The following is a 13,788-nucleotide window of genomic DNA, read 5'->3' on the forward strand; positions in this document are numbered from 1 at the left end:
ACCGAGTTGGTGGACATGGCAACCAAGGGAACGCGGCCGGTCGCCGGGCTATTCCCGGGCGCTGCCCGCCCCGCGATTCCCGGCCGCAACCCGATCCGTCGACCGCCCCGACGACGGCCCCGACCGGCCGAACGCCCGGTGTTAGGGTCGACACATGAGCATGGCTCGCCGCGAACGACAGGCCCTGGCCGAGGCGATGATCGCCGCCGGACCCGAGGCGCCCACCCTGTGCGGGGAATGGACTGTGCGCGATCTGGCCGCCCATCTGGTCGTTCGCGAACGCCGCCCGGACGCGGCGCCCGGCATCCTGATCGACCGGCTGGCCGGCTACACCGACCGCGTCCAGGCGAAAGCCGCCCAGCGCCCGTTCCCGGACCTCATCGAGCAGGTGCGCACCGGCCCGCCGTGGTGGTCGCCGCTGCGCCCCGTCGACGCCCTGGTGAACCTCTCCGAGATGTTCATCCACCACGAGGACGTCCGCCGGGCCGCGGACGAATGGGACCCCCGCGAGCTGCCCGCCGCCGATCAGGACCAGCTCTGGAAGCTGCTCACCCGCACCGCGCGCATGTCCTACCGCAACTGCCCGGTCGCGGTCGTGCTCGAAACCCCCGACGGCCGCCGGATCACCGCCCGCGCCGGTGCCGACGAGGTCGTGCTGTGCGGCGAACCCGCCGAACTGCTGCTGCACGCCTTCGGGCGGGACCGGGTGCGGATCGAGGCCGCCGGCGAAACCGTGGCGGTCGAGGCCGCGCTGACCTGTGACCGGAGTGTGTGAGGCGCCAACGGCGCACTGAGCCGCCGCATCTCGCTCTCCTGAACGAGTGTGGCCCCCAAGCGCAGGGTTGAGAGCCACACCAGCTCGACGAGAATTGCGTGACGCGGGCGCCTGGGAGACTCAGCCGGCGCTGAAGTATCCAGGATCAGCGCCCGCCACAGCGTCCACGAGTGCCTGCTTGTAGTCGCGTCCAGGTGCGAACAGCGGGGCGCCCGGGATGGCCGGAATCTGGAATGCGCTCAAGAGGGTGGGGAACTCGCCCTGGAGTTCCGCCCAACATTCAGCCAACCTGATCTCTATTTCCCGGGCACGCTCCTGCGTGAGGATGCCTCGGGCGGTGTACCACAGGCCGTTGTGCCGTATCCGGTCGAGTGCATAGGCCTCGGCGAGAAGCAGTATGAGCTCTTTTGCGCTGCGATCGTCGGTTTCGTCGGCCGAGGCGACAAGGGCTGTCACCGCGAGGCGCTCGGCCGTGGCGGTCGTCAGTTGGATCGCCGCGGAATTTCGGCCCATGACCGCGCCCGCAGCCGTGGCGTCGCCGGTAGCCAGTCCATCGGCGATTGCTCGTGCTCGCCGGCCGAGCACATCGACATACCAGGGCATTTCACGCGGCGTCCCCGGTAGCTCCAACCCGGCCAGGTCGCTGCCGGCGCTGGCCGCGACCACCTGCAGGATTTGGTTCTCGCCTTCCGCGGTGATGATGGCCTCGAGGTTGCCGATCCAATCGACCATGCGGTTGCTGCGCAAGATGCCCTGGCTGGCCGTGCGCCATCGGCAGACCTTCAAGACGTCGTGGGCGGTATAGGACAGCAATGGTTTGGCAAGCATGGCGAAAACGACGTTCTGCGCCCCGGCGGGGTCGGCGGACACCATATCGCGGATACGTCGACCCAAAGCGCTGGTGGCATACGTTGCCGCCAGCGCTGGCATCAGATCCGCACCGACGTTGTCGCGTGCCATCATGACCGTCCCGGTCCCCGACATACGCTGGGATGCGTAGTGATACGCGCCCACGAGGCCGGCGCGGGCGCTTGTGATCGCGGCGGTGGCGAGGTCGAGTCGGCCTTGGCTGAGGATCGCGATGACCTTGGAGAAGCGTTCGCGCTTCGACACGCGGCACTCGAATCGACCATCGGGCGTCATCTGCGCCATGGATCCCCCCAGCAGCGCATCACGGGGAACCCAGAAGCGGGCAAAGCGGATCAGGGCATGATCCATCGGGCCTGACGACTTGTCGGGCAAGCGGAATATCCGGACGCCATCTGCTGGGCCGTCAGCGGTCCGTAGTCGTGTCAAGAAGGGCAGCACACCCTCGTCGTGTCCGTCGACAAAGAGGCGAGCAGTGATGACAAAGGTTTTCGGGGTCGAAGGGTCTCCGACGTTGGGCATGTATTTGCACGCCCCCGGCGTCGGCGAGTTCAGCCAAAACCCGTCCGTGGCGGGATCCCACGTCGCAGTCGTTTGGTGGTCTGCGCCGTTCGTTCCATCGAGTTCGGTAAGGCCGAGGCCCCCGACCGTGGCTCCGGTGTTCAACTCGGCCATGCATTGCCGCTGATACGCGGAACCGTTGCCGAGCGTGCGGATGGCATTGGTGGACAAGTCGATGTGTCCGGTCAGGATGAGAAACATTCGCGGTGCGAGCACCTGGGCCCAGTCGCAGAATGCACCGCGAGTCTGGGCGTCGGAGGCGAGATCGACGGCCGTTGCGCCGATTGCCGGGAGAGCTTTGCGAAGCAGGCCTGGAGCGAGTTCGGCTTCTTGGGAGTGCCTGAGGTCGGGCCTCGGCCGGTCGTCCAGTTCGATGAGGGCGTCGCGAATACGAAGGTGAAGATCCCGGTGTTCGCCGAATATCACTCGTTGCAGTGCCTCATCTACTGTCGTGTTTTCCTCGGCCGACGGATCGATCGCGAAAACATGAGCATCTGAAATTGTCATACAACTCACCCACTACCTCTGCCCGGCCCACTGTCTGCGCCGAACCTCGTTTCTACTACTTACCCACCGATCTGCTACCCGACATACGGAACGGGTTGCGTCGGTGAGAATTTGGCCGGTAGCCCCTCGAGGGCGCGGTGGAACGGACCGGGCCGCCAGAGCATCTGACCGGACGGGAAATCGGGAGAAAGGTCGGGTATGTGGTCGAACAATTGATCGATCGCCTCATGCGCGGTATATCGGGCCACGCGCTGTGCGGCTTCTGGGCATGTGTGCGGGCCCAAACCGAACGCGAGATTGTGACGTGCCTCGGTGAAGTCGCCCGTGTTCACTTCTGGGCTCGAGGTGCACGCCGCCATGCTGGTGATGACCGGTTGGTTTGCAGGCAGCCAGACACTTGTCGTTTCCCCGTCTTTGGGGAAGTCGATGAGCTGCGGACCGCGGGGGTACACGACGCAGTAGTTGGCGAGCGGCGGTTCGTTGTGCAGCGTCTCTTCGAGCGCGGTCAGCGTACTCAGCTGAGGGCTGTCGATCGTCGTGAGATACCGGGAATCGGTCATCATCAGATACAACGTATTTGCGATCCAGTTCTTCGGAATCTCCGACCCAGCCGAGAAGAACGTCAGCATATGGCTGACGAACTCGATGTCATCGAGTTCGGCCGGGTGCTGGAGAAGCCGCGATGCGATATCGTCGGCGCTTTGAGTGCTTTTCAAGCGAGCAAGCTCGGTAAACGTATCCGCAAAGCTCTGGTTCACTGTTTGGGCAGTGTCGGGATCGACGCCCTCGAAAAGTATCGCCGAGGCGGCGGCCACTCTTTCGCCCAGATGCGCCGGGCAGCCGACGATCGAGGTCAGCACCTCGAATGCGAGTGGTTCCGCGTACTCCTTGAGTAGATCGACTCGCCCCCGGCCGATGAACTGGTTGATCAACCGATTGGAGATGACCTTGACCGTCTGGCGCACCTCCTCGAGGTCGACTCCGGCCAAGGCGTAGTTGGCTGCGCCGCGGTGGCGGCTGTGGTCCATGCCGTCGTTGAAAAGGGCGTTCGGTCGCCATTCCAGCATCCCCATGATCGGTGCGTGGCGCTGCACCTCTGTCAAGGTTGCTTGCCATCGGCGCGGATCGGAGGAGAAGTGTGCTGTGTCGCCCAGGATGCTTCTGGCCGTGTGGTAGCCGATCACCAGGGTCGCTGGGATGTCTGGCCAGATCTCCACCGGGACAACGCTGCCGTAACGCTCACGCATCTGTCGGTAGTGACCGTGTGGGTCGGCCGCGAAGGCTTGGGTGTAGATGGGGATTCGCGGGCCGAGATCGTCGATGTTCGTCACGGCTGCGGACGTTGGGTACTGCACCCCGAGATCTCCTTGGCTGAGCGGGTGATGGATTGAGCTGCGGCGCGCACGTTTCCTGGTGCCGGCCGGGTTCGGATGATCGGATCTGAATCGGTGGTCACCGGTTGTGCGCACGGGTAGGTTTCAGCGCGCAGGTGTCGTAGTGCTGACGTGTGGTACCGGGGTCGCGGGCTCACAGCAGTTCCTCCGGTCAAACGTCAACACAACACCAGCATGAAACGTGCAACCACATGCCGTGGTTGGGTTGCCGCGAGGTCACCGACTCGGCGGGAGTCAGTAAATGTGCATCGCGGGAACCGAATTGGGCACCCCGGGGATACTACTCGTTACCTACTCGAGGCCGCAGGCCTAAGCGTTTACCTACCCGCGGGTAGCGAGGTGGCTGCCAGGGGGCTTGCGTAGGGCGTTGGAGCGATGACGGTCGAGTTGCCATAGCCGTTCCGACCCGGCTGTGGACGGATAGCGCGGACTTAGCTGCTGCTCAGCGGGGGTTCCGGGCATGATGCCGAGCAGTTGGAGGAGGACTGGCAATCCTGTCGTCGCCAGGCCTGGTCGTCGTGTACGAGGCGTCAGACCAACCGCCCGGTACGCACAAAGTAGTTCGCAATATTGCGTTCTGGGGTCTTGTGTTCTTGCATCGGTAAGTGCAAAATCTGCCTATCCTTGTTGTGAACAAGCGATCCGATCCGGATAACCGAACAGAGAGCCAATCATGTTGGTACAAAGTGTGATGGTGTCGGGTGAGTTCGGGGTGTGGGGATGAGCGCGCCGACGGTGGGGGTTCTGCCGACGGCGCCGCAATTGCTGTGTGCCTTCCAGGGGCGGCGGTTCCAGGACCGCGAGATGTTGCGCTCGGCGCATGCGCTGGTCGAACTGCACGAGCGTCGCGCCCAACTGCGTGATACCGCGTTGGTGGCCGAAATCGACTGTCGCAGGGTTGAACTCGTCGACGACATCAACGAGTGGATCACCCAGGAGGTGCCGCAGCATCGCAACGGCGCCACCCTGCACACCGAGAGCCTCGGGGCGGTGATCGACCGGATGGCGCGCAGCTGGGTCAACGCCAATCAGGCCATCGATACCAATGGTGCGCGCAGCGACAACACGCACAAGCACTGGTACCACCTGGCCGAACTGGTCGACGGCTACACCGATTTGATCGCCGAGGTGACCGGCGGCCGTCGGCGGTTGCCGGAGCAGTAACGCCGCGGCCGCGTCCATCCCACTGGACAGCCGCTCGGTCGGCCGGTGGAGGTCCGCCCGGACCACCACCGGCCGATCTCGTTGTTCAGCGCAGTGCGGCGCGGCCCTTGATCCGGCCGAGCAGGATGAGCGCCAGCAGCGTGACCAGCACGAGCACCGTGGTGCCCGCTGCGGCGTCGAACACCTCGCCGCGATCGGTGAGCGCGAAAATGCTGACCGGCAGCGTTTTCCAGGTGGCCGGATACACCATGATGGTGGCGCCGAGCTCGCCCATGGACAGGGCGACGGCCAGGCCCGCGGCGGCGCCGAGAGCGGGCAGCAGCAGCGGCAGCGTCACCTGGCACAGCACCCGGACCGGGCCGGCGCCGAGTGATTCGGCCGCCTGTCGGTACGCCGGGTCGAGCCGGTCGAGGGCCGCCGACACCGCGCTGAACGTATACGCCAGCACCAGTACCGAATGCGCCACGATGACAATCCATTTGGTGCCGCCGAGCACGAGTGGCCGCTCGTTGAACGCGATCAGCACGCCGAGCCCGATCGCCACCGACGGCACCGCCACCGGCAGGTGGAACACCGCATCGGTCAGCCGCCGCCACCACTGCGGTGCCTCGCGCCCCGCCAGTGCGGCCCACGTGCCGAGCACCAGGGACACCGCGCCGGCCAGCAGCGCCGTCTGCATGCTGACCGAGAGGCTGGCCAATTGCTCACCCGAGAGCGCTCGTTCGAGGTTGGCGATACCGAGATCCGACGGCAGCGGCCCGGTCCAGCTGCCGGCCAGCGCGGCCGCGAACACCGTCGCGATCGGGGCCGCGAAGACCACCAGCACCACCACCGCGAACACCGCGAGCACCAGCGCACGTCCGCGCCCGGTCCACACCAGCATTGTTCAGCGCTCCTTCCGGGTCGGACCGGTGACCCTGGCGAAGATCAGCCGGTACCCGAGATACAGGGTCAGCGACAGCGCGACCTGGACGGTGGCCAGCACCGCCGCACCGGGCAGATCGAAGGTGACGATGCCGCGGGTGTAGATCAGCGCGGGCAGGGTGATCACTCCTTTCGCGCCGGTGAACAGCACGATGCCGAATTCGTTGAGCGTCAACAGCAGTACCAGGCTGCCGCCCGCGGCGAGGGCGGGCCACGCCTCGGGCAGCACCACCTGACGCAGCACCCGCCACGGGCTCGCCCCCAGGCTCGCGGCGACGTCGAGTTGCTCACGCGGCAGTTGAGCGAACGCGGCCAGTAGCGGACGCACCACGAACGGGGTGAAGAAGGTGATCTCGGCCAGGATCACCCCGGTCGGGGTGGTGAGAAAGTCGAGGGCCGGTCCTTCTCGTCCGGTGAGGCGGGAGATGAGCGCGTTCACCGCGCCGGCCGTGCCGTAGAGGAAGGTGAAGGCGAGCGTGATCAGGAACGACGGCAGCGTCAGCACCGTGTCGATGAGGCGGCCGACCACGGTGGCGCCGGGAAACGGGACGAACGCCAGCACCACCGCCAGGAACGTGCCGAGCACCAGACAGCCCGCCGTCGAGCAGGCCGCGATGGTGATCGTGCGCCACAGCGCGTCCCGGAAGGCTGCCGATCCGAGGACCTGCGACCAGGTTTCGGTGCCGCGACCGTCCGGGGTGATCGTCGATTCGGTGAGCACCCGCAGGATCGGGTAGACCGCGATGACCAGCACCACGAGCATCGGCGGCAGCGCCCAGGCGATCGGCCGGAGGTTTCGCCGCGATGCCGGGGATGCGCTACCCGGCGCCATCGGGATATGACTCGGAAGCTCGGGTGCTGGTGGTTGTTCGGTCGATGTCGTCATGACGGGCTCCCACTGCTGCCATCCAAAGGCGGCGGAATGAGTACTCCGGCCGGATCGGGGAGCATGACGCCGACCACTGCGCCGGTTTCGGTCTCCACGTGTCCGGCGACATCGGCGGTGAGCTCGCCGGACAGCCCGTCGACGCTCATCCGCACGCGGGTGGAGGCGCCGCGCCAGACCGCGCTCAGCACCGTCGCGCGCAGGGCTCCTCGGTCGCCGGTGGCGCCGATTCGCACGGTATGCGGCCGGATACACAGCAGTGCCTCGGAATCCGGCGCCCAGGCCGGACGGCCGACGCCCGGTTGGGGTGCCTGTGCCCGCAGGGTCGAGGTGCCCGCGGTGACCAGCGCACTGCCGCCGGAGACCCGGTTGACGGTGCACGGCAGCAGATTCGCGCCGCCGAGGAAGGCCGCGGTGAAATCCGACGGCGGACGCTGCCACAGGTTGGCCGCGGTGTCGATATCGACCAGGCGCGCATCGCGCATGACCGCGATGCGATCGGCCAGGGCCAGCGCCTCGGTCTGATCGTGGGTGACATACAACATCGCGGTGTCCGGCAGCGCCTGCCGAAGTTGTTGCAGCTCACCGAGCATGGACTGGCGCAGCTGTGCGTCGAGTGCGGCGAGCGGTTCGTCGAGCAGCAGCACCGGCGGCCGGATGGCCAGCGCCCGGGCGATGGCCACCCGCTGCTGCTGGCCACCGGAGAGTTCGCGCGGCAGTCGCTTCGCGTAGCCGGCCATGCCGACCATCTCGAGGGCTTCGACGACCCTGGCGTCGATCTCCCCGCGCGGAACCCGATGGGCCTTCAATCCGAAGGCCACGTTGCCGTGCACCGTCATATGCGGGAACAGGGCGTAGGACTGGACGACGACACCGATACCGCGTTTGGCCGGCGAGAGGCCGGTGACCTCGCGCCCGGCCAGCCGCACCGCGCCCGAGGTCGGCCGGACGAAACCGGCCAGCGCCTTGAGCGCGGTGGACTTGCCGGAGCCGCTCGGCCCGAGCAGCGCGACGGTCTCACCCGCCGCCACCCGCAGCGAGAAGTCGGTCAGGGCGACGGTCGCGGTGCGGCCGCGGCCGTAACTGACACCCACCCGGTCGAAGACGATCGCGGGTTCGGCCGCGTGTGCGGCGGCCTTCGTGGTGTTTGTGGTCGTGAGCGCGTCACCGGCGGGCATTGTCGGCTCCTGTCGTCGTCGGCGGATGTCAGCTGCCGGTGGCCCGCTGGTAGGCGGCGATATCGCCGTCCAGCTCGGTCAGCACGGTGTTCCAGTCGACCGGGACCACCTCGACACCGGCGAGCAGGCTGCTCGGCGAGGGTTCGGTAGCTGTCGGTGCGTTGCGCAATTCGGCACGCGCGGGTACGGCGAACGCCTCCGGCGCCAGGGTCTGCTGGGCGGGAGCCGACAGCAGGAACTCCATCAGCTGCTCGGCCTCGGCCTGGTGCGGTGCGGTCTTGCTCAGCCCCATGACATACGGAACCGCGACCGTGGAGCGCTTGCCGTCGGCGCCGGCGGGGAAGAAGATCGAGAACTTCGATCCCTTGTCCGCGATGGTCGCCAGGTTCATCTGGATATCGCCGTTGGCGATCAGCAGCTCGGCCTTGTCGACCTTGGCCTGCAGTTTGCCGGTCGACGACGACGGACCCACATTGTTGGCCTGCAACTTCGCCAGATAGTCCAGCGCGCCCTGCTTGCCGAGCAACTGCTGCAACAGGATCAGCACGGCGGTGCCGTCACCGGCCTGGCCGGGGGTCGAATATTGCAGTTTGCCCTTGTATTCCGGCTTCAGGAGGTCGTCCCAGGTCAGTCGCGCGGTGTCGACCGCGGGGTTGGCGATGAAGCACAGGTAGTTCTCGGCGAGGGTGACGTACTGGCCGTCCGGATCCTTGTCGGCGGCAGGCACGGCAGCGGTGTCGATGCCGCTGTCGGCGAGCAGGCCCGAACTCTTCGCCTTCTGGATGAACGGCGGCAGCGTGACCAGCACGTCGGCCTGCGGGTTGTTCTGCTCCATGGTCACCCGGTTGACGACCTCGCCGGAGCCGGCTTCGACCAGATTCACCGCGATACCGGTCTGTTCGGTGAACTCGGCGAAACGCTTGTCGTACCAACCGGCCAGGCCGTCGGCGGAGTAGACGGTGACGGATTTGCCGCCGGTGGCCTCGGCCCCGGTCCCTCCGCAGGCCGCCGTGAACGCCACCGCGGTGGCGGTGGCGACCAGCAGTGCGGTCCGGGAAAGGGTGCCTGCCAGGCGTCGGCCCGGTGTATTCGAAGTACGCACGATGACTGCAACTTTCGTTCTCGAAGCGAGTGAGGAGTCGAAGGGACGGGTCGGATTCAGTGCAGGATCAGGTCGGCGAACTCGCTGACCGACGCCACCACGTGGGTGGCACCGGCCTCGCGCAGCGCGTCCGCGTCATGGGCGCCGGTGAGGGTGCCGGCGACGATCCGGGCGCCCGCGGCCAGGCCGGTGGCGATATCGCTGGTGGTGTCGCCGAGCACCGCCACCCGGTCGACGGCGTCGGCGCCCAGACGCAGCAGCGCGGTGAGCACCAGGTCGGGGTAGGGGCGGCCGCGACCGGCGTCCGAGGGCGCAAGGGTCAGGTCGGCGATGTCGTGCCAGCCGAGCGCGTCGAGCAGCCGGTCTTGGGTGGCACGGCTGAACCCGGTGGTCAGCGCCACCTTCACTCCGGCCGAGCGCAGTGCCCGGATGGCCTCGGCGGCGCCGGGGATCGGTGCGACATCGGAGTCTTCGATCAGTGCGTCGTAGGCGGCTTCGAAGGCGCGGTTGGCCTGGTGCGCCCGGTCGTCGTCGCCGAGCAGGGCGCGAAAGACCGCGATCTTCGACTGCCCCATGGTGTCGAGCACGTAGCCGCGGGCGCGGTCGCGCTCGGGGCCGTCGGTGGGGATCCCGGCGGCGGTGGCGGCCTCCTCGAAGGCGCGCAGCACCAGGCCGCCATCGGCGACGGTGGTGCCCGCCATATCCAGGACCGCGAGCTGAATGGTGTTGTCCGGCATGGTGATCCTCACAGGTTGAGCAGGTCGGCGGTCTCTTCGCCGAGTGCGGGTCCGAGGGTCATGCCGCGCCCGCCGGGCCCGGTCACCACCCAGATGTGCTCGTCGGCCCGGGCGCGGGTGACGATGGCGTCCGGATCGACGCTCTGGCTGTACACCCCGGCCCAGCGGCGCACGATCGGCGGCAGCCTGCGACCGAGCAGTTCCTCGGTGACGGAGGTGAGGTGCTCATAGGGCGCCTCGTCGACGTCGAACGGGAACGGTTCGGCGTACTCATGGGTGTCGCCGATGGTCAGCCCGCCGTGCAGGCGCTGCACGCACAGCAGCTGCATCTTGTGCTCGGCCGCGGTGGCGGTCTGGGACTGCTCGCGTTCGAGCGCCTCGACCTGCGGACCGGCGAACCCGGGGTAGTAGCGGAAACTGTCGCCGTCGGCGATCGCGGTGGTGAGCGCCTCGCCCAGCGGCGCTGTCTGCATCATCTGCAACCGCACCCGGCGCACGGGCAGCTCACCGGCGAGATCACGGGTCAGGCCGGTGTGCGCGGCGCCCGCGCAGACGAGCACCAGATCGGCCTCGAACGTGCGCCCCCGGTCGTCGCGCACGGTCGCGCCGCCTGCGGTGTCCAGGACGGTCCTGGCCTCGGTGTCCGCGTGGAAGGTGTAGCGGCCCGAGGCCTCCATGTACGCGCGCAGCGCGGGCAGCGCCTGCCGGGATTCCACCGCCGCGTCGGCCGAGCAATGCAGTCCGGCAAGGAACTTGCCGCGCAGCGCCGGATTGAGTGCGCGCACCTGCTCGGGCTCGAGCAGTTCGAAACCGCGCTGCTCGGCGGTCGGACCCGCGGCCGCGGCCTCGGCCACCGCCAGTTCGGCGGGGGTGCGCACCAGGGTCAGCGAGCCCGCCGGCCGGAACCCGACGCCCGGGACCCGGCCACCGATCTCCTCCCAGAGCTGCCGCGACCGCAACGTCAGCTCGAGTTCCGTTGCCGAGCGCCCGGAGACCCAGACCAGGCCGAAGTTGCGTACTGTGGCGCCGCGGGCTTCGGGCTCGCGCTCCAGCTGGAGGACCTCGTGGCCGCGCCCGATCGCGGCCAGGGCGTGCGTGGTGCCGAGGATGCCGCCGCCGATGATGACCAATCGCATGCGCCCATCGTGCACATTGGTCTAGACCGATGGGTGTGGGCCGCGCGAACGCTGGGTTAACAATTGGTATAGACCAATTGCGGGTACGCTGAGGGCATGGACACGACGGATGTGGCGGGGGCGGATACCCGGTGGCCCAAGGCTTTTCCGACGACGACGCCCAAGGTCGTCGGCAAGGCCTACCAGGTGCGCACCGAGATCGAGCGGATCCTCGACGAGCTGAACGAAGGCGATCCGGTGCCCTCGGAGCGCGAACTCGCCACCCGGTTCGAGGTCGCGCGCGAAACGGTGCGCCAGGCCCTGCGCGACCTGCTGGTCGAGGGCCGGATTCGCCGGCGGGGCCGGGGCACGGTGGTATCGCGACCGAAGATGGTGCAGCCGTTGGCCTTGCAGTCCTACACCGAGGCAGCGCTCAGCCTGGGGCGGGTACCGGGGCGTTCGGTGGTCGGCTGGCAGGACGTGCCCGCCGACGCCGATACCGCGCGTGACCTCGGCGTCGAGCCCGGCACCGAGGTGATGCATCTGGAAAGGGTGCTGCTGGCCGATGGTGAACGCATCGGCCTGGAGAGCACCTACCTGCCATTGAGCCGTTTCGCCGGGCTGCGCGGCAGTTACGATCCGGCCACCTCGCTGTACGCCGCCATCCGGGCCGCCGGAGTGGAATTCGCCGCGGCGACAGAGCGAATCGAGACCGTGCTCGCCGCACCACGCGAGGCGGCCCTGCTGGAGTGCAGCACCGCGCTGCCGCTGATCCTGCTGACCCGCCGTAGCGTCGATGCGGCGGGTCTGCCCATCGAGCGGGTGCGCTCGCTGTATCGCGGTGATCGCATCGCCTTCGAAGCGCGACTGGGGCGCTGACTTCCGGCCGCCGTGCTGCCCGGGAATCGCGATGTCCGGGGCGCTGATCGAGCGCAGGGTTCGCCCGACGACTCGGTACGGTGCAGTTATGTCAGGAACGACCTCGCCGCGAGTAGGCCGCCCCCGCGACCGCGACTTGGATGCGGCCTTGCTCGAAGCCGCGGCGCGGCTGGTCGTGGAGCGTGGCTACGCCGCGCTGACGCTGCAGGCGGTGGCCGACGAGGCCGAGACGAGCCGACCGGCCCTGTACCGCAGGTATGCCGATCGTGCCGAGCTCGTCATGGCTGTGCTGATCGATCGTTTCGGCTTGCGGCCGGGCGGGCAGGATCTCGGCGGCCTCGAAGCGGAAATGCTGGCGATCCAGCAGCATCAGCGGGACCTGTTCAACGAGCCGGTGATGGGCAAGGCGCTGCCCGGGTTGCTGGCCGATCTGGCGAGCAACCCGGAGGCTGCGCGTCGTTTCCAGGAGGAGTTCCTCACGCCTCGCCGCGTCTCCACCGCCTCGATCCTGGAACGCGCGGCCGCTCGGGGGGAGATCGAGCCGGGTGTGGATCCGGAATGGATCTGCGATCTGATCACCGGTCCGATGCTGATGCGGGCGCTGGTGCCCTCGCTCGGTCCGATCGACGACGAACTGGTGCGGTTGACCGTCCGGTCCGCGTTGGATGCGCTCGGCTACCGGGGGCCACGCAGCTGATCCATGAATGTGGTTGACGCCACATTTCCGCGCCTCTACTCTCAGTTACGTTACGGCACGTAATTTATTTGGAGGCACGATGCGGGTCGATACCGAATTCCTCAGCAATGGCGTCACCCTGCGCGGGTGGCTGTATCGGCCGGAGGCCGGCCCGCCGACCGGCGCACCGCTGGTGGTCATGACCCACGGGTTCGCCGGCGTCAAGGAATGGGTGGCGCCGTTCGCCGAGGTACTGGCCGCCGCGGGCCTGGCGTGCCTGGTGTACGACCATCCCGGCTTCGGGACTTCGGACGGCGCACCCAGGTACGAAGTGGACCCGCAGGCCCAGATCGACGGTTACCGCGATGCGATCACCTATGCGCAGACCCTCGACGGCATCGACCCGGATCGGATCGCGGTGTGGGGCACCAGCTACGCCGGGGCCCATGTGCTGGTCGTCGCCGCCACCGACCGGCGGGTGCGTGCCGTGGTCTCCCAGGTGCCGCTGACCGACGGTTGGGCCACCTTCAGCCGCCTCGTGCCACCGACCATGATCCCGATGCTGCACGAGGCCATCGCCGCGGACCGCCTCGCCGTCGCGGCGGGTAAACCGCATCAGACGATCAACGCGGCCTCCGATGACCCCACCGAGATGGTCGCCATGCCGGGCCTCGAGGTGTACCAGTGGCTGATGGACAACGGCCCGCGAGTCGCCACCTGGCGCAATGAAGTGACGCTGTCCAGCGTCGACAAGTTCCAGTCCTACGCTCCGGAAGCGTTCGTCCGACGAGTGTCGCCCACTCCACTGCTCATGATCGTCGCCGATCAGGACACCCTCACGCCGACCGATATCGCGCTGGCCCGCTATCAGGAGGCGCTCGAACCCAAACAGCTGGAACTCGTTCCGGGCGGTCACTTCTCGGTCTACGGGGAACAGTTCGACCGGGCCGTCGGCGCGGCACGCGCCTTTCTGACCGCTCACCTGCTCGGATGATCACTCCGGTAGCGCCGAAGGCCCGCCGC

At 67.7% G+C, this 13,788-nt stretch carries 13 protein-coding genes; 5 read left to right on the top strand and 8 right to left on the bottom strand.

Annotation, left to right across the window (positions count from 1 at the left end):
* The first annotated feature begins 154 nt into the window (after nucleotides 1–154).
* The gene (locus GV790_RS07075; protein ID WP_163811718.1) at nucleotides 155–775 is read left to right on the top strand and encodes a TIGR03085 family metal-binding protein; all 621 of its coding nucleotides are present in this window, start codon (nucleotides 155–157) and stop codon (nucleotides 773–775) included.
* 120 nt (nucleotides 776–895) lie between these two features.
* On the opposite strand, the gene GV790_RS07080 is transcribed toward GV790_RS07075, so the two are convergent.
* On the bottom strand, nucleotides 896–2,710 hold the full coding sequence (locus tag GV790_RS07080) for a hypothetical protein (RefSeq protein ID WP_163811720.1): 1,815 nt from the start codon (nucleotides 2,708–2,710) through the stop codon (nucleotides 896–898).
* Between the two features lie 74 nt (nucleotides 2,711–2,784).
* Complete coding sequence (locus GV790_RS07085) at nucleotides 2,785–4,041, bottom strand: cytochrome P450 (protein WP_280212451.1); 1,257 nt, start codon at nucleotides 4,039–4,041, stop codon at nucleotides 2,785–2,787.
* An 867-nt stretch (nucleotides 4,042–4,908) separates the two neighbouring features.
* Here GV790_RS07085 and GV790_RS07090 point away from each other — a divergent pair.
* A complete protein-coding gene (locus GV790_RS07090) occupies nucleotides 4,909–5,268 on the top strand; it encodes a DUF4254 domain-containing protein (protein ID WP_163811998.1) in 360 nt (119 codons plus the stop codon).
* An 85-nt stretch (nucleotides 5,269–5,353) separates the two neighbouring features.
* Here GV790_RS07090 and GV790_RS07095 read toward each other — a convergent pair whose 3' ends face one another.
* From GV790_RS07095 to GV790_RS07120, 6 genes are read right to left on the bottom strand one after another with little or no spacing between them, the layout of a single operon-like run.
* The gene (locus GV790_RS07095) at nucleotides 5,354–6,151 is read right to left on the bottom strand and encodes an ABC transporter permease (protein WP_163811722.1); all 798 of its coding nucleotides are present in this window, start codon (nucleotides 6,149–6,151) and stop codon (nucleotides 5,354–5,356) included.
* A 3-nt stretch (nucleotides 6,152–6,154) separates the two neighbouring features.
* Nucleotides 6,155–7,078: a 2-aminoethylphosphonate ABC transporter permease subunit gene (locus GV790_RS07100; protein ID WP_375139375.1), complete on the bottom strand. Its 924-nt coding sequence runs from the start codon at nucleotides 7,076–7,078 to the stop codon at nucleotides 6,155–6,157.
* Nucleotides 7,075–8,256 carry an ABC transporter ATP-binding protein gene (locus GV790_RS07105; RefSeq protein WP_163811724.1) on the bottom strand — a complete coding sequence of 394 codons (1,182 nt, stop codon included), beginning with the start codon at nucleotides 8,254–8,256 and terminating at the stop codon, nucleotides 7,075–7,077. Before GV790_RS07105 ends, GV790_RS07100 begins: the two co-directional genes overlap by 4 nt.
* 28 nt (nucleotides 8,257–8,284) lie before the next feature.
* The gene (locus GV790_RS07110) at nucleotides 8,285–9,358 is read right to left on the bottom strand and encodes a 2-aminoethylphosphonate ABC transporter substrate-binding protein (protein WP_163811726.1); all 1,074 of its coding nucleotides are present in this window, start codon (nucleotides 9,356–9,358) and stop codon (nucleotides 8,285–8,287) included.
* A gap of 56 nt (nucleotides 9,359–9,414) precedes the next feature.
* A complete protein-coding gene (locus GV790_RS07115; protein ID WP_163811728.1) occupies nucleotides 9,415–10,095 on the bottom strand; it encodes a phosphonatase-like hydrolase in 681 nt (226 codons plus the stop codon).
* A gap of 8 nt (nucleotides 10,096–10,103) precedes the next feature.
* Nucleotides 10,104–11,231 (bottom strand): TIGR03364 family FAD-dependent oxidoreductase, encoded by a 1,128-nt coding sequence (locus GV790_RS07120; protein ID WP_163811730.1) that lies wholly within the window; start codon nucleotides 11,229–11,231, stop codon nucleotides 10,104–10,106.
* Between the two features lie 96 nt (nucleotides 11,232–11,327).
* Between GV790_RS07120 and GV790_RS07125 the strand changes: the two genes are divergently transcribed.
* The 3 genes from GV790_RS07125 to GV790_RS07135 all read left to right on the top strand — a co-directional run bounded on the left by GV790_RS07125 (nucleotide 11,328) and on the right by GV790_RS07135 (nucleotide 13,759).
* Nucleotides 11,328–12,089 carry a GntR family transcriptional regulator gene (locus GV790_RS07125; protein ID WP_256673088.1) on the top strand — a complete coding sequence of 254 codons (762 nt, stop codon included), beginning with the start codon at nucleotides 11,328–11,330 and terminating at the stop codon, nucleotides 12,087–12,089.
* Between the two features lie 88 nt (nucleotides 12,090–12,177).
* Entirely contained in the window at nucleotides 12,178–12,786 is a 609-nt protein-coding gene (locus GV790_RS07130) for a TetR/AcrR family transcriptional regulator (protein ID WP_163811732.1), read from the top strand.
* 79 nt (nucleotides 12,787–12,865) lie between these two features.
* Nucleotides 12,866–13,759 (top strand): alpha/beta hydrolase, encoded by an 894-nt coding sequence (locus GV790_RS07135; protein ID WP_163811735.1) that lies wholly within the window; start codon nucleotides 12,866–12,868, stop codon nucleotides 13,757–13,759.
* The last annotated feature ends 29 nt before the right edge of the window (nucleotides 13,760–13,788 follow it).

It is taken from the genome of Nocardia cyriacigeorgica (assembly GCF_010858045.1).
Taxonomy (GTDB): domain Bacteria; phylum Actinomycetota; class Actinomycetes; order Mycobacteriales; family Mycobacteriaceae; genus Nocardia; species Nocardia cyriacigeorgica_E.

Coding starts and splice junctions, on each gene's coding strand:
- GV790_RS07075 (WP_163811718.1), top strand. CDS start 155: ATGAGCATGGCTCGCCGCGAACGACAGGCCCTGGCCGAGGCGATGATC.
- GV790_RS07080 (WP_163811720.1), bottom strand. CDS start 2,710: ATGACAATTTCAGATGCTCATGTTTTCGCGATCGATCCGTCGGCCGAG.
- GV790_RS07090 (WP_163811998.1), top strand. CDS start 4,909: ATGTTGCGCTCGGCGCATGCGCTGGTCGAACTGCACGAGCGTCGCGCC.
- GV790_RS07095 (WP_163811722.1), bottom strand. CDS start 6,151: ATGCTGGTGTGGACCGGGCGCGGACGTGCGCTGGTGCTCGCGGTGTTC.
- GV790_RS07100 (WP_375139375.1), bottom strand. CDS start 7,078: ATGACGACATCGACCGAACAACCACCAGCACCCGAGCTTCCGAGTCAT.
- GV790_RS07105 (WP_163811724.1), bottom strand. CDS start 8,256: ATGCCCGCCGGTGACGCGCTCACGACCACAAACACCACGAAGGCCGCC.
- GV790_RS07115 (WP_163811728.1), bottom strand. CDS start 10,095: ATGCCGGACAACACCATTCAGCTCGCGGTCCTGGATATGGCGGGCACC.
- GV790_RS07120 (WP_163811730.1), bottom strand. CDS start 11,231: ATGCGATTGGTCATCATCGGCGGCGGCATCCTCGGCACCACGCACGCC.
- GV790_RS07125 (WP_256673088.1), top strand. CDS start 11,328: ATGGACACGACGGATGTGGCGGGGGCGGATACCCGGTGGCCCAAGGCT.
- GV790_RS07130 (WP_163811732.1), top strand. CDS start 12,178: ATGTCAGGAACGACCTCGCCGCGAGTAGGCCGCCCCCGCGACCGCGAC.
- GV790_RS07135 (WP_163811735.1), top strand. CDS start 12,866: ATGCGGGTCGATACCGAATTCCTCAGCAATGGCGTCACCCTGCGCGGG.